Here is a 17745-nt window from a genome sequence, read left to right as displayed (position 1 = left end):
TCGGCGGACGGCCGGGCTTCGACGGCCCGGTCCTGCCCGCCGCGTGTCGATGTCAGTCGGGCGCGAGGTCCTTGATGTCCTCGCAATGGATCAGCTCTTCGTCGCCCGCGGCGAAGTCGCCGCGCGGCGCGCTCAGGATGCGCAGCTGCACCCAGATGCCGTCGCCCATGTTCTCGACGATCTCGCCGATGGCGCCGCTGCGCAGTTCGAGCCGGCGGCCCGCCTCGAGGTGCATGATGTTCAGCATGGGCGGGCCTCAGAAGAACATGGTGAGGTTCTTGGCCAGCAGCACGTTCTGGCCGAGCCGGATCTCGCGCCGCGCGAGCTGCCACCGGCCGTCCACGCGCCGCAGCACGTCGCTGCGCTTGCCGGCGAAGTAGTACTCCTCGTGCTCGCAGCGGTTCTGGTAGATCAGGAAGCCGCTGAGCACCGACACCTCCTGCTGGCCGGCGGCGTTCTCGCCGATCGCGGTGAGCTGCACGTTGGTGACGAGCCGGCACAGCCGCGACAGCGGTTCCTCGGCCCAGTGCACGCCGGTGAGGATCTGCTCGGCGCGCTTGGTCAGGGTCCACTTGCCCTCGTTGAACCAGCTCATGTCCTTCTCGTAGCGGGTCTTCTCGCGCGTCTCGTGCTGGCCGAACTTGACGTTGAACATCATCGGCATGAAGTACACGAGGTCCTCGGCCAGCGTGTCCAGCCATTCGGGGAATCGCCGCTGGTCGAGCATCTCGGCCTCGTCGTAGAGGAACTCCTCGATATCGCGCTTGAGTTCGTAGTAGCGCGCGTCGCGTGGCGGCCTCGGCGGCGGGCTGGCGACGGCGGTCGGTTCGGTGAGGGTCTCGGTCATCGATGCGTCCTTCGTGGGAGATGCGGTCAGGAATTCGGTGCGGGCGGGATCGGCCCGCCCTGGTTCGCGAAGCAGCCGACGTCGACCACCGTGCCCGAGACGGTCGCGGCGTCGTCGGACAGCAGGAAGGCCACGGCGTTCGCCAGGTCGCGCCCGGTGGCCGGGCGGCCCGCCACCGTGCCCGCGACCTTGCGGCCCGCGAACAGCGCGGCGTCGCCGCCCACGCGGCCCACGCTCATGCCCGAGACGATGCCGCCGCCGCCGGGAATCGCGAGGTTCACGCGGATGTGCTGGTGGAAATGGTCGTAGGCCATCGCGGTAGTGAGCGCGAGCACCGCGCCCTTGCTGGCCGCGTAGGCCGCCATGTTGGGCTTGCCGTGGCCGGCGCCCGAGCCGATGTTGACGATCGAGCCGCCGCCCTGCGCGGCCATCGTGGGGATGACGGCGCGCGAGGCGAGGTACACGCCCTTCACGTTGACGGCCAGGATGCGGTCGAACATCTCCTCGCTCGTGTCGAGCACCGTGCCGAGCGGGCCGATGGCGGCGTTGTTGACCAGGCCGTCGATGCGGCCGAAGCGCGACAGCGCGCGAGCGACCACGCGCGCTACGTCGGCGGCGCTGGAGACGTCGGCCTCGAGCACTTCGATGCGCTCGGCCAGGCCCGCGGCCTCGGCCGCGGCGCGCACGCCCTCGAGGCCCTGCGCGGTGCTCGAGACCTGCGGCTGCGCGAGCCCGAAGGCCAGCACGCGGTGGCCGCGCCGGGCCAGCTCGAGCGCGATGGCTTCGCCGAGGCCGAAGGTGCCGCCGGTGACGAGGGTGACGGGCTGGTGCGCCATGCCGGCTTGTGCGGCCATCATCCGGCGAAGCTCGCCGCGCCGGTGTCGTGGCGGCCCAGCAGCGTGTCCCAGTCGGCGCCGTCCATGTAGTCGCGCCAGCGGCGGTAGAACTGGCGCGGGTTCTCCTCGCTGACCTGCAGGCTCACGTTGCCGGGCACCGGGCCCTCGGTCGTGACCTTGCCCAGCGACTGCTGGTAGTTGTAGGGATAGCGCTTGGCGATGGTGCCGCGGCTGCCCGCGGTGGCGTAGTTCCAGTTCTCCATGTCGTCCTGCTCGGTCATGCCGGCCGGGCCCGAGTAGCGCATGTAGTAGGTGCGCAGGAAGTCCTTCACCTCCTGCGGCGCGTCGGCGTCGACCAGGAAGAAGCGCCAGGCCTCGGTCGACTCCGGCCCGTTGGGATGCCACACGCAGAGGTTGCGCGGCTGCTTGCCGTGGAACGAGGTGTTCGGATAGATGGTGCCGACGAAGGGCACCAGCCGGTTCTTCTCGGCGCCGAGCCGGCGCTTGCGCTCCTCGTGGCAATGGCGGAAGTACTCGGCGATCACCGGGTTGTTCTTGTAGGTGTCGACGAAGGGCGTGTCTTCCGGCAGCAGCGCGCTGTGCACGCCGTGGCCGGCGGGGAAGTTCACCCACAGGTGCTGCGCGTACTCGAGCTCGTTGTCGCGCCGGCCCTTCACGCCGACCTCGGCGCTCGGGCCGATGCCGATCAGGTCGACCGAGCGGTGGCTCACGTTGTGATAGGTGTCGCCGAGGAAGTTCTCGGCCGCGAATTTCCAGTTGCAGGGGATCACCCATTTCTGCACGCCCACCAGCACCTCGGAGCCGCCCTCGCGGCCGTCGCGGCAGTCGAGCGCGAGGTCGAGATGCGCGCGCGCATCGCCCAGGTAGGTGAGGAAGTCGGGCGCGTCCTTGTCCCAGGTGGCCCACACCGTGCCCTTGTAGATCGCGAGCTGCGCGACCTCGATCAGCGACCAGTTCTCCTTCTCGAGGCAGCCGTCGTAGATGGCCTTGAACTGCGGCACGCCGAACAGCTTGCCCTCGGTGGTGTAGCTCCAGCTGTGATAGGGGCAGGTGAAGAGCTGCGTGTTGCCGTGGTCGTACTGGCACACCTTCATGCCGCGGTGGCGGCAGGAGTTGAGGAACACGTGCACCTTGTTCTTCTTGTCGCGCGTGAGGATCACCGACTCCGCGCCCATGCGCGAGGTGAAGTAGTCGCCGGGCTTGGGGATCTGGCTCTCGTGGCCCACGAAGAGCCAGGCGCGCGTGAACACCTTCTCGAGTTCTTCCTCGTACACGTCCTTGCTCGAGAAGATCTCGCGGCTGATCGTGCCCTGCTTGAGGTCGACCATCCGGTGATAGACCATCGGTGTCGTCGTCGTCATTCGTTGCGTCCTTGTCGTCGTGTGCGTCGGGTGGGGAATCGGAAAGCGGCGCTTCAGTTGAAGCGTTCGCAGAGCATGTCGGCGCGGGCCAGGCCGGCCGAGGCCGCGGCGCTGCGGCCGGCCTCGACCATCGGCGGCGGGCCGCACAGGTAGATGCGCGTGGCGGGATCGAGCGCGAGCGTGCCGATCAGGTCGGTGGCATAGCCGCCGTGGCAGGCGTCGCCGGGCTCGGCCTCGGCGGCCAGGCGCACCTCGAGCGCCGGCAGCCGGCGCTGGAGCTGTTCGATCCGCTCGAGCGCGAACAGGTGGGCGCCGGTGCGCACGCCGAGCAGCAGCGTGGTCGGCTGCATCGCCGCGCCTTCGCGTGAAGCGATCGCCTCGAGCATCGAGAGGAAGGGCGCGAGCCCGGTGCCGCCGGCCACGAACAGGCGCGGCCGCGGCTCCTGGCGCAGGAAGAAGCTGCCGCGTGGCTCGCTGAGTTCGAGCGTGGCGCCGACCGCGGCCGACTGCGCGAGCCAGCTCGAGAAGGCGCCGCCGTCGACCAGCCGCACGTAGAACACCAGCGTGCTGTCGCCCGAGGCATTGGCCATCGAGTAGGAGCGCCAGGCCTCGCCGCCCGCGGCGCGCAGGCGCACGTACTGGCCGGGCTGGAAAGTCACGGGCGCATCGACGCGGACCTCGAGCCGCATCGTCTCCAGCGCCACGCGCTCGAGCGCGCTCACCGTGCCTTCGATCGGCGGCGGCTCCTCGGCCGTGGCCTCGGAGAGGTCGTAGGGCAGCTCGATCACGCAGTCTTCCGCCGTGACGCGCGAGACGCAGCACAAGGTGGCGCCGTCCGCGCGGTCGGCATCGGGCAGCACGGCGCGGTCGTAGTCGCCGAGTTCGATGCTGCCGCAGACCAGCTGCGCGGTGCAGGTGCCGCACTGGCCATTGCTGCAGTCGGTCAGCAGGTGGAGCCCGGCCTCGGCGGCCGCGGCCACGACGGTGTCGCCGGGACGCGCGTCGACGCGGCGCGTGCCGCCATCGGCGAAGAGCAGGGTGATCGCGACGCTGGCGCTCATCGGTGGCTCCTTCGGTGCGCCGGTCAGTCGACCTTGAGGTTGGCGTTCTTCGCGAGCGCGGTCCAGCGTGCGATGTCGGCGGCGATCTGCCTGCCGAAGGCCGCGCTGTCGACATGGCCCGGCTCCATGCCGAGGGCCTGCAGCTTCTTCACCGTGTCGGGCTCGGCCAGCACCTCCTTGAGCGCGGCGCGGATGCGGTCCGCCACCTCGGTGGGCGTGCCCGCGGGCGCCACCAGGCCGGTCCAGATCGGCACGTCGTAGCCGGGCGTGCCCGACTCGGCGATGGTCGGCACCTGCGGCAGCACGCTCGAGCGCTTGGCCGTCGTCACGGCCACGGCCTTGAGCCGGCCGGCCTGGATCTGCGGCAGCACGGCCGCGATGTCGAGGAAGCCGAGGTCGACCTCGTTGCCCAGCAGCGCGGTGATGACCGGCCCGGTGCCCTTGTAGTTGACGTGTGTGAACTTCGCGCCGCCCTCGCTCGTATAGAGCTCGGCCGCGAGCTGGAACGAGGACGAGGCCACGCCGTGGTTGAGGCCGCCGGCCGGCGCCTTGGCCGCGAGCGCCTTCAGCTCGGCCATGGTCTTCGCGCTCGACGCGGCGTTGGTCGTCACCACCAGCGGGAACGAGCCCAGCAGCGCCACTGGCTGGAAGTCCTTGACCGGGTCGTAGGGCAGCTTGCCGTAGACCGCCGGGTTCACCGTCATCGCGCCCGAGGAGGCCACGAACAGCGTGTAGCCGTCGGCCGGCGCCTTGGCCACCAGCTCGGCCGCAATGATCGAGTTGGCACCCGCGCGGTTGTCGACCACGAAGGACTGCTTGAGCCGCTCCGAGAGCTTGACCGAGATCAGCCGGGCCAGGATGTCGTTGGTGCCGCCGGGCGCGAAGCCGACCACCACGCGCACCGGCTTGTCGGGGTAGGCGGCCTGCGCGGGGGCGGCCAGGGCTGCAAGAAAGAGGGCGGCGCCCGCCAGCAGAGAGCGGCCGCGGAGGCGGGAAGGGGTGGCGGGGTTCATCGTGTCTCCAATCGCTTTTCGATGGTTGGTTGTCCGTTGTGTGGACTGTGCGCTCATTATACGGACAAGATTCGATCGCGCAATCGGGCCGCGCCGGCGCGGCCGTGCGGCGCGGGGAGGGGATCGGGTGGGAAGCGAAAATGCCGCGATGCAAAGCGACAACACAGGAGGGGCCATGGAGCCGAAGGAGAAGAACTCGGAGAACGTGCGCGCGGTCAACCGCGCCCTCGACATCCTTCTGGCGTTCACCAAGGACGACGCCGAGCTCACCGCCGGCGAGCTGCTGCAGCGCGTGGACCTGAGCCGGCCCACGCTCTACCGCATCCTCTACACGCTCGAGACCAAGGGCTTCATCGTCTCGGTCGGCGATCCGCAGCGCTTCCGGCTCGGGCCCTCGGTGGCGCGGCTGTCGCACGTGTGGACCGAGACGCTGGACCTGTCGGCACTGGCCGAATCGATCATGCGCGGGCTGTGGAGCGAGACCCGCGAGACGGTCGCGATGTTCGTGGCGCAGGGCGAGATGCGCCTGTGCCTGGCCGAGATGCCGAGCCCGCAGCCGCTGAACTTCAAGCGCGGCGTCGGCTACACCGAGCGCATCGCGCGCGGCGCCAGCGGCCGCGCGATCCTGGCCTTCATGCCCGGGGCCGACGAGGGCCTCGCGCACTACACCAAGGACCTGAAGATCGACCTCAAGAAGCTGCGCGCCGAACTCGAACGCACGCGCGAGCGCGGCTACGCCGTGAGCCGCGACGAACTGATCGAAGGCGCCGTGGCCGTGGCCGCGCCGTTCTACAACGGCCGCGGCGTCGCGGGATCGATCGGCATCTTCGGCCCGGCCGCGCGCATCGGCGAAGGGCATGTGGACGCGCTGGGGCGGCAGGTGGTCGCGGCTTGTGCGCGGCTGTCGCAGGCGTTGGGGGTGAAGGGGGCTGGGGAGGCTCCACCCACGTCACTGCCATGACGATGTAATAAACATCCGTAGGATGTCCGGACTCATACAAAGAGGGAGTTCGCGATGGCAGGGAGACGATGCGCTCCTCCGGCTTGGCTCGGAGTGGCGATGCTGCTGACCGCCTGTGGCGGCGGTGGGGGTGGCGGTGGCGGGTTTCCGATGATCGCGCCGCCCGCGGCCGTGGCGCCGCCGGCCGCAGTGCCGGAACCGGCGCCGGAGCCCGAGGCGGATCCGATGGCGATCACGCCCTATACCTACCAACTGGGCGCGCAGGACATCAGCGATCCGAAGGCCTTGCTGGCGGAGCTGCACAGCACCCGGATGAGCGGCTTCCTGGTCTACCTCTCCTTCGGCATCCATGACCTGTTCAAGGGCGAGCAGAGGGCGCTCTATCAGAAGAAGGGCAACGCGGCCGGCTACGAGCATCGGATCCGGCCCATGAACGAGGCCAGGACCTTGCCCAGCATGCAGTCGCAGGGCGCCGAGGGCTATCGGATCACGGGCGACCAGTTCACCGAGACGGAGTTCAACGCGATCCTGAGCAAGGCCACCGACAGCACCACGACCTACGAATTCGTCGATACCGGCATCGTGTCGGGGCTTGACGGTATCCCGTCGAATCTCCTGGCCACGTTCAACAAGCTGGGACAGCAGGGCTATTGCGCGTTCGATTCCATCTACCCGGACGGCAAGCTGGTGCTGGGACGCGAAGTGCCCACCTCGGCGCGCTGCGTCTTCGAGCTGGTGCCCACGCGCACGGAGGCCAGCCATCGAGAGAACGTGGAGCAGCTGAACGCGCAGGGCGCCAAGGGCGCGAAGTTCGTCACGGGACTCTCTTCGTCGGGCGAGCCGAAGAACCTGTTCGTCCGGGACGAAACCCAGCGCAGCACCTTCAGCTACCGCATCGTGGACACCTCGTCCTTCGAGGCGCCGACCGCGATCGAGTCGGCCATGAAGGCGGTCGCGCTGTTCAACCAGGAAGGCGAGAGCGGCGCCAAGCCCTATCGGGTGTTCAGCGATCCCGGGGGGCGGCCGTACACGGTCTTCATGACCGCCCGCGGCTGCAAGGGCCTGCTGTGCTGATCGCCTAGAGCGTCTCAGCCGGATCGAAATCCAGCTCCACCTTCGCCCCGTTCGGATCGTGGCAGAACAGCTGCCAGGTCCCCGCGCCCGCCTGTTGCCGCAGTTCGTACTTCACGCCCGCCGCGTCGAAGCGCGCCTTCACCGCGCGCAGGTCCTGCGCCGTGAAGGCCATGTGGTCGATGACGCCGGTGCGCTGCGCGGGCACGGGCCGGCCGAAGTACAGGTGCAGCACGGCCTGTGGCCCGCTGCCGTAGAGCCAGGCGCCCGGAAAGCCGAGGTCGGGCCGGTGGCCCACGCGCAGGCCGAGCAGGCCGGTGTAGAAGTCCAGCGTCTGGTGCTCGTCTTCCGCGGTGACGGTGAAGTGGTTCATGCCGACGATCACGGGCGTTCTCCTTGCATAGTGTTGACAGGCCCTAGGCCAGCAGAACCAATGCGCCGATGCTGGCGCGCGATTCGAGGCGTTCGTGGGCGCGCGCCGCGGCATCGAGCGCGAAGCGTTCGATCGGCGGCTTGCGGATGGCGCCGCTGGCCAGCGCATCCCACAGGCGCTGCGCGCGCTCGGCCAGTTGCGCGGGCGTGGCGACGTAGTCGAACACCACGGGGCGCGAGAAGCTCAGCGACTTGGCGATCAGCAGGTCGGGCGGCAGCGCGGCCAGCGCGCCGCTGGCCTGGCCGAGGCTGATCCAGTGGCCGCGGCGCGCGAGCGCCGCATGGTTCTCGGCGCGCGCGGCCTCGCCGAGGCCGTCGATCAGCACGTCGACGCCGCCGCAGGCGCGCTGCACCGCATCGGCGAAGCGGTAGTCGCGCGTGACGATCACGTGCTCGCAGCCATGGTCGCGCGCGACGCGCGCCTTCTCCTCGCTCGAGACGGTGCCCATCACCACAGCGCCGAGGCTGCGCGCCCAGGAACACAGCAGCAGGCCGACACCGCCGGCCGCGGCATGCACGAGGATGCGCGTGCCGCGCCGCACGCGGCCGAGGTCGCGCAGCAGGTAGTCGGCCGTGAGGCCCTTGAGCAGCAGCGCCGCGGCCTCGTCGTCCTCGACGGCCGCGGGCAGCCGCACCACCCAGTCCGCGGGCACCGAGCGCACGCTGCGGTAGGCGCCGGGCACGGGCCCGAGGTAGGCCACGCGGTCGCCGGGAAAGAGGCCGCTGACGCCGGGGCCGACGTCGATCACGCTGCCGGCCGCCTCCATGCCGGGCACGCCGGGCGCGCCCTCCGATACCGGCAGCATCGACGGCATCCAGCCGCGGCGCAGGTAGACGTCGAGGAAGTTCACGCCGATTGCGCGCTGGCGGATGCGCACCTCGCCTTCGGCCGGCGCCGCCGCTTCGTCGTCGCGCGGCCGCAGGACCTCGGGGCCGCCATAGGCTTCGAGGCCCACGCTGCGCCGCGGCAGCGCGAGCGCGGCCGATGCGGCGATGCTGGCGGATGACGTGGGCGCCCCGCGCTCCAGGTAGCGCCGCAGGTTCTCGAACCCCGCCTCGTAGACGCCGCGCGCCACCGTGTCGCGCAGCTCGCGCTCGCGGCCCGGCGGCGTGGCGAAGGTCGATTCCCAGTGCCAGAAGGTGCGGTCGCCGTCGGTCACGGGCTTCAGGGTGACGGTGGCCACGTAGCGCTGCAGCGGCAGGGTGGCCTCGACGATGCAGTAGGTGCTCCTGTGTTCGCTGTCCGACAGGCTCAGCAGCTGCTCGCGGATGCGGTTGCCGTCGCGCAGCGTGAAGCTGCGCACGCAGCCCACCTGGTCGCCGCGCTCGTCGCCCTCGATGCGGCTGGCCTCCACCACCTCGTGCCAGTCGGCATGGCTGTTGAAGTCGCGCAGCACCGCCCACACGCGCTCGATCGGCGCGTCGATGACGGTGGAGCGCACGACCCGCTGCAGCATCAGCGGCCTCCGAAGTGCCGCTTCAGCGCATCGAAGCCGCCCTGGAACACGCCCTCGCCGATCGAGTCGGCCAGCTCGCGCTCGCGGTGTTCCTCGCAGTCGAACTCGGCGCTCCATTCGGCGAAGCAGCGGCTGCCATCGGTCACCGGCGTGAGCTTGAGCGTGGCGATGTAGTGACTCACGCCCATCGGGCTCTCGAGGATCTCGTAGCTGCAGCTGTAGTCGTAGTCCGAGAGCGCGAGCAGCCGCTCGCGGATCATGCCGCCGTCGCGCAGGTGGAAATGGCGGATGCAGCCCACGCGGTCGGCCGGCTGGTTGTTCTCGATCCGGCTGTCGGCGATCAGCGGATGCCATTGCGGCAGGCCGTTGAAGTCGCGCACGCGCGCCCACACGTTGTCGGCGCTCGCGTCGATCACGCTCGAGACGTAGACGTTCACCATGCCTTATTCCTTGGGCGTGCCGGCGCCCAGCGCGGCACGCGCGCCGCTGCTCTCGTTGACCAGCTTCTGGATGTCGCCGCCCTCGATGCCGATCTCGCGCAGCAGCTGGTCGACCAGCGGTGCCTGGGCCCGGAAGCGCAGCGCCGAATTGACCAGCCCGTCGGCGAAGTTGCCGCCGCCCTCGGCATTGCGCGCGCCGCCCGAGGAGCCGCCAAAGCCGTCGACCTGCAGGATCTTGATGCCCTCGATGCGCTCCATCGGCCGCACCGACTCGCGGATGATGCCCTCGGCCTTCTCCACCAGCCGCATGCGCAGCGCCGACATGCGCGCCTCGGGCGTGAGCATGTTGTGCGCCTCGTTCATCCAGCGCGCGGCCTCGGCCTCGATCTCGGCGCGCACGCGCGTGGCATCGGCGCGGATCTTCTCGGCGTCGGCATCGGCCTCGGCCTGGGCGCGCAGCGCGGCGCCGCGGTGCGCGCTCGCGTCATGCTCGGCCTGGGCCGCGGAGGTCAGCCGCAGCGCCTCGCGCTCGGCGATCAGCGCGGCCGCGATCAGCTCGATGGTCTTCCTGCGCTCGGCGCTCTCGACCTCGCGCGCGGTGAACACCTTCTCCTCGGCTGTCACCGCCTGGGCGCGCGCTGCCTCCGCTTCGGCCTGGGCCTCGCTCTGCGCCTTGCTCTCGCGCGCCACGGCGATCGAGCGCTGCTGCTCGGCCAGCTCGAGCGAGGTGCGGCGCTCGAGTTCGGCGCTCTGGATCGCGCGCTCCTTGCCGATGCGCTCCTCCTCGAGGGTCTGCTCGGAGCGGATGCGCGCGGCATCGATGCTCTGGCGCGCGGCGATCTGCGCGCTCTCGGCATGCTGCTCGCGCTGCGCGCGCTCGATCGCCACCTCGGCGCGCTGGCGCGAGCGCGCCATCTCGACCTCGCGCTGCTGCGTCAGCCGCGCATGCTCGCTCTCGCGGTCGATCTCCAGCGACAGCTTCTCGGCCTCGAGGTTCTTGTTGCGGATCGCGATCAGCGTGTCCTGCTCGACGTCGTTGCGCTGCTTCTTGCGGTGCTCGATCTGCTCGGTCAGCCGCGTCAGGCCTTCCGCGTCGAAGGCATTGCTCGGGTTGAAGAACTCCATGCCGGTCTGGTCGAGCTGCGTGAGCGAGGCGGCCTCGAGCTCGAGGCCGTTGTTGGTCAGGTCCTCGGCCACCGCCTCGCGCACCCGCTTGACGTAGGCGCCGCGCTTCTCGTGCAGCTCCTCCATCGTCATCTCGGCCGCGGCGGTGCGCAGCGCGTCGACGAACTTGCCCTCGACCAGTTCCTTGAGCTGCTCGGGCTCCATGGTGCGCAGGCCCAGCGTCTGCGCGGCCACCGCCACCGCCTCGGCCTTGGCCGCCACGCGCACGTAGAACTCGGCGATCACGTCCACGCGCATGCGGTCCTTGGTGATCAGCGCCTTGTCGCGCCCGCGGCTGACCTCCAGCCGCAGCGTGTTCATGTTGACCGGGATCACGTCGTGCACGATCGGCAGCACGAAGGCGCCGCCGTCGAGCACCACCTTCTGGCCGCCGAGGCCGGTGCGCACGAAGGCGCGTTCCTTGGAACTGCGCAGGTAGAGCCAGTGCAGCAGCAGGACGACGATCGCGACCGCGATCGCCACCACCAGCAGCCCGAGGATGAAACTTCCGAATTGAGAACCTGACATGGATGTCGTCTCCTGGTTTATCGCGTGATCTGAACGAAGCGGCGCGTGGTCTCGGTCAGCGCCACCTCCGCGGGCAGGCGCTCCATCGAGCTGGCGCCATAGAAGCCGTCGCAGGCGGGGCAGCGCGCGAGCACGTACTGCGCATCCTCCGGCGTGGCGATCGGGCCGCCGTGGAAAAGCACGATCACCCCGGGGTTCACTTCCTGCGCGGCCGCGGCCCAGCGGTTGATCAGCGGCACGCAGTCGTCGAGCTTCAGCGACGTCTCGGCGCCGATCGCGCCGCCGGTGGTCAGGCCCAGGTGGCAGACCACGATGTCGGCGCCCGCGCCGGCCATGGCGCGCGCATCGGCCTCGCTGAAGACATAGGGCGTGGTCAGCAGGTCGAGGGCACGCGCGCGCGCCACGAGCTCGACCTCCAGGCCGTAGCCCATGCCGGTCTCCTCGAGGTTGGCGCGGAAGGTGCCGTCGATCAGGCCCACGGTCGGGAAGTTCTGGATGCCCGAGAAGCCGAGCGCGATCAGCCGGTGCAGGAACTCGTCGGGGATCATGAACGGGTCGGTGCCGTTCACGCCCGCGAGCACCGGCGTGTGCTTGACCACCGGCAGCACCTCGCGCGCCATTTCGCAGACGATCTCGTTGGCATTGCCGTAGGCCATCAGCCCCGCGAGCGAGCCGCGCCCGGCCATGCGGTAGCGGCCCGAGTTGTAGATCACGATCAGGTCGATGCCGCCGGCTTCCTCGCACTTGGCCGACAGGCCGGTGCCGGCGCCGCCGCCGATCAGCGGCCGGCCCGAGGCGATCTTGGCGCGGAAGCGCTCCAGCAGCGCGGTGCGTGAGATGCGGGTCATGGTGATGGGCTCCTCCTCGGTTGTTCTTCGCTCATGCCCGGCGCGCGCCGGGTGCGGCCCGCGAGACCTCGCGCCAGGCCGCGACCAGCGCATCGGCGAAGGCTTCGTCGTTGATGTGCAGCGGCAGCCGCTTGAGCTGACGGTTGGGTCCGGGCCTGAAGCCGGCCTCGAGCGCGGCGAACAGCGCGCGGTCGGCCTCGGGGTCATGGAAGGGCTGGCCCGGCCGGTCGATGGCCGAGACGCCGCCCTCGGGAATGAGGAAGCGCACCGGCCCGCGCATCGCGTTGAGCTTGGCGGCGATGAACTCGCCGATGGCGCGGCATTCGTCGGCCGTGGTGCGCATCAAGGTCACCGTCGTGTTGTGGCGGTAGAGATTGCGCGCCCGGAAGCGCTCGGGCACGGTGTCCCAGGCGCCGAAGTTCACCATGTCGAGCGCGCCGCACGAGCCCACGTAGGGCAGGGCGTGGCGCGCGAACACGTCGAGCCGGCCGGGCCCGGCCGACAGCACGCCGCCCGCGATCTCGTCGGCCACCTCGGTGGTCGACACGTCGATCGCGCCCGCGAGCAGGCCCGAGTCCGCGAGCTTCTCCATCGACTGGCCGCCCACGCCGGTGGCATGGAACACCAGGCAGTCCCAGTCGTCCTCGAGCCGCCGCGTCACGGCCTGCACGCAGGGCGTGGTCACGCCGAACATCGTGAGGCCGATGGCGGACCGGGTCACGGCGGACACGGAAGCCGGATGCGCCACCATGCCGGCCAGCGCATTGGCCGCGTTCGACAGCACGCTCTCGCTGATGCGGTTGATGCCCTGCACGTCGGTGACCGAATACATCATGCAGATGTCGCTCGGGCCCACGTAGGGTCGCGTGTCGCCGCTGGCCATGGTCGAGACCATGAGCTTGGGCACGCCGATCGGCAGCGCGCGCATGCCCTGCGTGGCCATCGAGGTGCCGCCCGAGCCGCCGGCCGAGATCAGGCCGCCAAGGTCGCGCCGCGTGCGCAGGAAGGCTTCGAAGGCCAGGCCCATGGCGGCGGTGGCGCTGCCGCGGTCGCCGCTGAACACCGCCGACTCGCCCTTGGGATGGTGGCGCGCCACCTCGCGCGGATGCACGCTGGCGGTCGAGGGCTTGCCCGAGGTCGAGAGGTCGACCGTGACCACGCGCAGGCCCAGGCGCTCGATGCACTGGCGCAGGAAGAACAGCTCGCGGCTCTTGGTGTCGAAGGTGCCGGCCACGTAGGCCGCGCGCACGCTGCTCGCGGCCACCGGGAAGTCGAACACCTGGCCCGAGGCGGCCGCGGGCTGCGCCGGTTCGGGCGCGGGCTCGGGCGGTGCGATCAGGCGCGGGATGTCGGCCGCGGGCGCGGCCGTGCCGCCGGCATTCCAGCGCGTGAAGCCGCGCACGCTGGCCGGCGCGAGATCGTCGAGCGAGGGCGCGCCGTCGCCATGGGCGCGGCGCACGGTGTAGACGCGCGGCGCGTTGTCGCGGCCGTCGTCCTCGGTCATGCGCGGTGCCGGCTGCTCCGCCTCGGCCTCGTCGCCATGGCCGCCCGAGCGCACGCCCAAAAGCTTCTCCTGCAGCTCGCGGTCGGCCGCGAGTTCGGCCGCCGGCATCTCGCGCGCGATGCGGCCGTTGACCATCAGCCCGATGCGGTCGGCCACCGAGATCGCCACGCCGAGGTTCTGCTCGATCAGCAGCACCGCGATGCGGCCTTCGGCCGCGAGATCGCGCAGCGCCTGCGCCACCTGGTCGACGATGACCGGTGCCAGGCCCTCGGTCGGCTCGTCCATCACCAGCAGCTTGGGGTTCAGCAGCAGCGCACGGCCGATCGCGAGCATCTGCTGCTCGCCGCCCGAGAGCTGGGCGCCGCCATTGCCGCGCCGCTCGGCCAGCCGCGGGAACATCGCATAGACGCGGTCGACCTCGCGCCGGCGGCTGGCCACCAGCCGCAGCGTCTCGTCGACCGAGAGCGAGGGCCACACGCGCCGGCCCTGCGGCACGTAGGCGATGCCGCGGCGCGTGATCTCGTTGGGCGCCAGGCCCAGGATCTCCTCGCCGCCGAAGCGCACGCTGCCGCGCGCCGGCACCAGGCCGGTGAGCGCGTTGCACAGCGTGGTCTTGCCCATGCCGTTGCGCCCGACGATGCCGAGCACGCCGCGCTCCAGCGACAGGCTCACGCCCTGCAGCGCATGGGCACGGCCGTAGTAGACGTCGAGGCCCTCGACCACCAGCGCGGTGGACCGGCTGGCCCCCGTGTCGCGATCGCCGCCGCCGAACCAGGCCATCAGTGCTTGCTCCCCATGTAGATCGCCTGCACCTGCGCATCGCCCTCGATCTCGGCCGGGCTGCCGGTGCGCAGCACGCGGCCGTTGTGCATCACCGTCACGCGGTCGACCACGCGCAGCGCGATGTCCAGGTCGTGCTCGATCAGCACGAAGCTCATGTGCGCGGGCAGCGAGGTCAACAGCGCCACCAGCTCGCGCCGCTCGGCCGGCGAGAGGCCCGCCGCGGGCTCGTCGAACAGGATCAGCCGCGGCGCGCCGGCCAGCGCCATGCCGATCTCGAGCTGGCGCTGCTGGCCGTGCGCGAGGTTCGCGACCTTCTCGTCGGCGATGTGCGCGAGGCGCGCGCGCTCGAGCAGGTCCTCGGTCGCGCGCGTGCTGGCATGGCCGGCGCCGGGCCGGCGGAAGCTGAAGCGGCCGCTGGCCACGCCGCGCACCGCGAGGAACAGGTTGTCGCGCACCGAGAGGTCGCGAAACAGCAGCGAGGACTGGTAGGTGCGCCGCAGGCCCTTGCGGATGCGGTCCTGCGGCGGCAGGTCGGTGATGTCCTCGCCGAAGAAATGGATGCGTCCCGCGGTCGGCGGGAAGTCGCCCGTGATGGCGTTGAACAGCGTGGTCTTGCCGGCGCCGTTCGATCCGAGGATGGCGTACTTCTGGCCCGCCGTGACCGCGAGCGAGACGCCGTCGACCGCGCGCAGCGCACCGAAGGCGCGCGTCACGCCGTCCAGGCGCAGCGCGTCGCCCGACAGGAGCTGCGCGCTCCCGCCGCGGGCGGGTTGGGGCGTGCGCGAAGCGGGCGGTCGCAGCGTGGTGATCGTGGCCATCTCAGTTCCGTAGGGGGCGATGTCTTGCGCCTTCCCCGTCCGGGGGAAGGCCGGGATGGGGGCGGTGCCCGACGAACGCCGCGCGATCGCGCGGGCCGTCGTGCCCCACCCCGGCCCTCCCCCAGCGGGGGAGGGAAAGACCACCGGTGTGGATCACGTGCGGCAGTCCGGCACGTCGCGCGTGCCCATCCCCATCTTCTTGAACTCGGCCTCCGACAGGCCCAGCGTCTGCGAGATGTTCGGCACCGACTTCACGACCTTGTTGTAGAACGAGCCGTCGGGCGCCTTGCTCACCTCGGTGATGTAGGTCGTGCCCACGCCGTTGCGGTTGGCATCGATCTTCACGTCGCCGGCCGGGCCCTTGAAGTTGGTCTTCTGCAGCGCCTCGCGGTAGGCCTTCTGGTTGTTCGACAGGTCGCCCTTGACCGCGTCGAGCGCATCGAGCGTGGCCTTGGTGTTGATGTAGTAGAGGTAGGCGAACAGCGAGGGGCTCGGGAAGCCGTCCTTGAAGCTGGCCTTGTAGTCGGCCACGAACTTCTTCCACTCGGGCGTGTCGATCGAGTCGGCCATCGGGCCGGCCGAGGCCGTGCCCAAGAGCGATTCGCGGCGCTTGCCCTTGAAGTTCAGCACCGTCTGGTCGACCGTGATCGAGCCGCCGATCATCGGCTTGTCGCCACCGGCCTGCTCGTACTGGGTCAGGAAGTTCACCGCGTCGGAGCCGCCGAGCACCACCACCAGCGCATCGACGTTCTTCGGGATCTTGGCGATCACCGAGGCGTAGTCCTTGGTGCCCAGCGGCACCCAGGCCTTGTCGACCACCTTGCCGCCCTTGGCGCAGTAGCTGGCCATGAAGCCCTGCACCTGCGAGTAGGGGAAGCCGTAGTCCTCGGCGATCAGGAAGGTGCGCTTGTAGCCCTTGGACAGCGCATGCTCGCCCAGGCCCACCATCCACTGCGCACCCTCGGTGTTGAAGCGGTAGAAGTTGGGAGCCGGGTCCTGCAGCGTCGCGGCCTGCGCGCCGGCCGAGCCGTTGATGAAGGTGACGTTGGGCTGCGTCTTCGCGTAGTTCTTGACCGCGATGCCCTCGTCGCCCGACAGCGGGCCGATCATGATCTGCACCTTGTCCTGCTCGACCGCCTTGCGCGTGGAGTTCACGGCCTTGTCGGGCGTGGCGTCCGACGAGACCTTCACGAACTCGATCTTCTTGCCGCCGGCCATGCCCTTCTTCTCCTTCAGCGCGAGGTCGGCGCCGCGCATGCCGTCCTGGCCCGGCGCCGCGAACGGTCCCTCGAGCGAGGCCAGCAGGCCGATCTTGAGGGTTTCCTGCGCCTGCGCGAGGCCCGCGGCCCCGGCCATCGCAAACAATGCCGCGGCGGCGACGATGCTGCGTCCGAACACGTTCTCGACTCTCTTCATGTCTCGCTCCTTCTTATCGCTGGTGAATGCGGCCTGAGCCACGGGTGGGGAAAGGTGCGCCCAGGCGCGTGCGCAAGCGATGCCACAGGCCCAGCAGTCCGTCGGGGGAAAAGAGGACGATCGCGAGGAAGACCCCGCCGATCACGAGATTGAAGCGTTCGCGGTCGACCAGGTCGATGGCGAAGTTCTGCAGCAGCACGAAGACGATCGCGCCGATGAAGGCACCGATGGGGTGCTTCATGCCGCCGAGCACGGCGATGATGAGGATGTTGATCATCGCGCCGATGCCGAGCGTGCCGGGCGAGATGCGGCCGTTGTACCAGACCAGCAGCACGCCGCCGACCGCGGCCAGGAAGCCCGACACCGCATAGGCCGCGACCCGGTGCGCCGTGACGTCGAAGCCCAGCGCCTGCATGCGGCGCGGGTTGTCGCGGATGCCTTGCAGCGCCACGCCGAAGGGCGCGCGGATCAGGTGCTTGATGAAGAAGTAGCCCGCCACCGAGCAGCCCAGCGTGAGCAGGTAGAAGGGCACGGGCTCGCGCAGGTCGAGCCCGAAGACGGTGGGCGCGGCCAGCTTGCTGAAGCCCTGGAAGCCGTTGAACAGCGTGTAGTTCTGCTGCGCGAGGTAGAAGAAGGCCACGCCCACGGCCAGCGTGATCATGATGGTGTAGATGCCTTCGGTGCGCACCGAGAGCCAGCCCACTGCGGCCGAGAACAGCGTGGCCAGCGCCAGCGCGACGATCACCGCGAGCCACCAGGGCCAGCCCAGGCTGATCGCCGTGTTGCTGCTGCTGCCGACGATCGCGACCACGTAGGCCGCGAAGCCCGCCACCGTCATCTGCGCGAGCGAGACCATGCCGCCATAGCCGCCGAGGAAGGTCAGCGACAGCGCGATCAGGCCGAGTGCGAGCGACTGGGCGCCGATCTGGAAGGTGAAGAAGGGCGAGGCGACGAAGGGATAGACCAGCACCAGCAGTGCCACGACCAGATGGCGCCAGCGCACGGGGCGCAGCAGCCTGCCCAGCCAGCGCGGCAGCTCGCCGTGGGCCGGCGGCGGCTCGGCGGGTTGCGATGGCGATGCGACCGCGCGTGGCGACGCGGTGACGCGCATCTCCTGCGCGGGCATTGCACCCGACTTCATGGCACGGCGCCACTGTGCCGCGCTCACAGGAGCACCTCCGTGC

General features: G+C 70.3%; 17 protein-coding genes and 1 pseudogene. 2 read left to right on the top strand and 16 right to left on the bottom strand.

Translation table 11 applies throughout. The features are described from left to right. Positions 1-52: 52 nt before the first annotated feature. Genes R0232_RS37500 through R0232_RS37475 form a run of 6 tightly spaced genes read right to left on the bottom strand, consistent with a single transcriptional unit; the run spans position 53 to position 5139 of the window. Entirely contained in the window at positions 53-247 is a 195-nt protein-coding gene (locus R0232_RS37500) for a hypothetical protein (protein WP_093352531.1), read from the bottom strand. Positions 248-256: 9 nt separating this feature from the next. Further along, positions 257-847 carry a 3-phenylpropionate/cinnamic acid dioxygenase subunit beta gene (locus tag R0232_RS37495; RefSeq protein ID WP_431514271.1) on the bottom strand — a complete coding sequence of 197 codons (591 nt, stop codon included), beginning with the start codon at positions 845-847 and terminating at the stop codon, positions 257-259. Between the two features lie 26 nt (positions 848-873). Then, on the bottom strand, positions 874-1704 hold the full coding sequence (locus tag R0232_RS37490; RefSeq protein ID WP_431514270.1) for an SDR family NAD(P)-dependent oxidoreductase: 831 nt from the start codon (positions 1702-1704) through the stop codon (positions 874-876). Further along, positions 1701-3065, bottom strand: a complete 1365-nt coding sequence (locus R0232_RS37485) for an aromatic ring-hydroxylating oxygenase subunit alpha (RefSeq protein ID WP_208512408.1) — start codon at positions 3063-3065, stop codon at positions 1701-1703. The genes R0232_RS37490 and R0232_RS37485 overlap by 4 nt, the downstream gene beginning before the upstream one ends. 53 nt (positions 3066-3118) lie before the next feature. Beyond that, positions 3119-4126, bottom strand: coding sequence for a 2Fe-2S iron-sulfur cluster-binding protein (locus R0232_RS37480; protein ID WP_431514269.1), 1008 nt, complete (start codon positions 4124-4126; stop codon positions 3119-3121). A 23-nt stretch (positions 4127-4149) separates the two neighbouring features. Beyond that, positions 4150-5139 carry a tripartite tricarboxylate transporter substrate binding protein gene (locus R0232_RS37475; protein WP_431514268.1) on the bottom strand — a complete coding sequence of 330 codons (990 nt, stop codon included), beginning with the start codon at positions 5137-5139 and terminating at the stop codon, positions 4150-4152. 175 nt (positions 5140-5314) lie between these two features. Here R0232_RS37475 and R0232_RS37470 point away from each other — a divergent pair, with 175 nt between their 5' ends. Together R0232_RS37470 and R0232_RS37465 are read left to right on the top strand one after the other, a co-directional pair. Continuing rightward, on the top strand, positions 5315-6100 hold the full coding sequence (locus R0232_RS37470) for an IclR family transcriptional regulator (protein WP_431514267.1): 786 nt from the start codon (positions 5315-5317) through the stop codon (positions 6098-6100). 99 nt (positions 6101-6199) lie between these two features. Further along, positions 6200-7174, top strand: a complete 975-nt coding sequence (locus tag R0232_RS37465; RefSeq protein WP_431514266.1) for a hypothetical protein — start codon at positions 6200-6202, stop codon at positions 7172-7174. Between the two features lie 4 nt (positions 7175-7178). Here the strand turns inward: R0232_RS37465 and R0232_RS37460 are convergent, their stop codons facing one another. The 10 genes and pseudogenes from R0232_RS37460 to R0232_RS37415 form a co-directional block, all read right to left on the bottom strand. After that, positions 7179-7556 carry a VOC family protein gene (locus R0232_RS37460; protein WP_431514265.1) on the bottom strand — a complete coding sequence of 126 codons (378 nt, stop codon included), beginning with the start codon at positions 7554-7556 and terminating at the stop codon, positions 7179-7181. A 31-nt stretch (positions 7557-7587) separates the two neighbouring features. Further along, positions 7588-9060, bottom strand: a complete 1473-nt coding sequence (locus tag R0232_RS37455; RefSeq protein WP_431514264.1) for an SRPBCC family protein — start codon at positions 9058-9060, stop codon at positions 7588-7590. Then, complete coding sequence (locus tag R0232_RS37450; RefSeq protein ID WP_431514263.1) at positions 9060-9500, bottom strand: SRPBCC family protein; 441 nt, start codon at positions 9498-9500, stop codon at positions 9060-9062. Before R0232_RS37450 ends, R0232_RS37455 begins: the two co-directional genes overlap by 1 nt. A 3-nt stretch (positions 9501-9503) precedes the next feature. Next, positions 9504-11192 carry a flotillin family protein gene (locus R0232_RS37445; protein WP_431514262.1) on the bottom strand — a complete coding sequence of 563 codons (1689 nt, stop codon included), beginning with the start codon at positions 11190-11192 and terminating at the stop codon, positions 9504-9506. A 17-nt stretch (positions 11193-11209) separates the two neighbouring features. Continuing rightward, entirely contained in the window at positions 11210-12040 is an 831-nt protein-coding gene (locus tag R0232_RS37440) for a phosphoenolpyruvate hydrolase family protein (RefSeq protein WP_208512419.1), read from the bottom strand. A 31-nt stretch (positions 12041-12071) separates the two neighbouring features. Further along, positions 12072-13289, bottom strand: coding sequence for a Tm-1-like ATP-binding domain-containing protein (locus R0232_RS37435; protein ID WP_431514647.1), 1218 nt, complete (start codon positions 13287-13289; stop codon positions 12072-12074). 585 nt (positions 13290-13874) lie between these two features. After that, positions 13875-14165: pseudogene (locus R0232_RS37430) on the bottom strand (ATP-binding cassette domain-containing protein); the annotation flags it as partial. A gap of 158 nt (positions 14166-14323) precedes the next feature. Then, complete coding sequence (locus R0232_RS37425; RefSeq protein WP_431514261.1) at positions 14324-15145, bottom strand: ABC transporter ATP-binding protein; 822 nt, start codon at positions 15143-15145, stop codon at positions 14324-14326. Positions 15146-15298: 153 nt separating this feature from the next. Further along, a complete protein-coding gene (locus tag R0232_RS37420; RefSeq protein ID WP_208512422.1) occupies positions 15299-16561 on the bottom strand; it encodes an ABC transporter substrate-binding protein in 1263 nt (420 codons plus the stop codon). 13 nt (positions 16562-16574) lie between these two features. Beyond that, on the bottom strand, positions 16575-17729 hold the full coding sequence (locus tag R0232_RS37415; protein ID WP_431514260.1) for a branched-chain amino acid ABC transporter permease: 1155 nt from the start codon (positions 17727-17729) through the stop codon (positions 16575-16577). Between the last annotated feature and the right edge of the window lie 16 nt (positions 17730-17745).

Source organism: Variovorax sp. DAIF25 (genome assembly GCF_050711835.1).
Classification (GTDB): Bacteria; Pseudomonadota; Gammaproteobacteria; order Burkholderiales; family Burkholderiaceae_C; genus Variovorax.
Note: the sequence above shows the minus strand (reverse complement) of the source record. Positions and strands in the feature narration are given on the sequence as shown.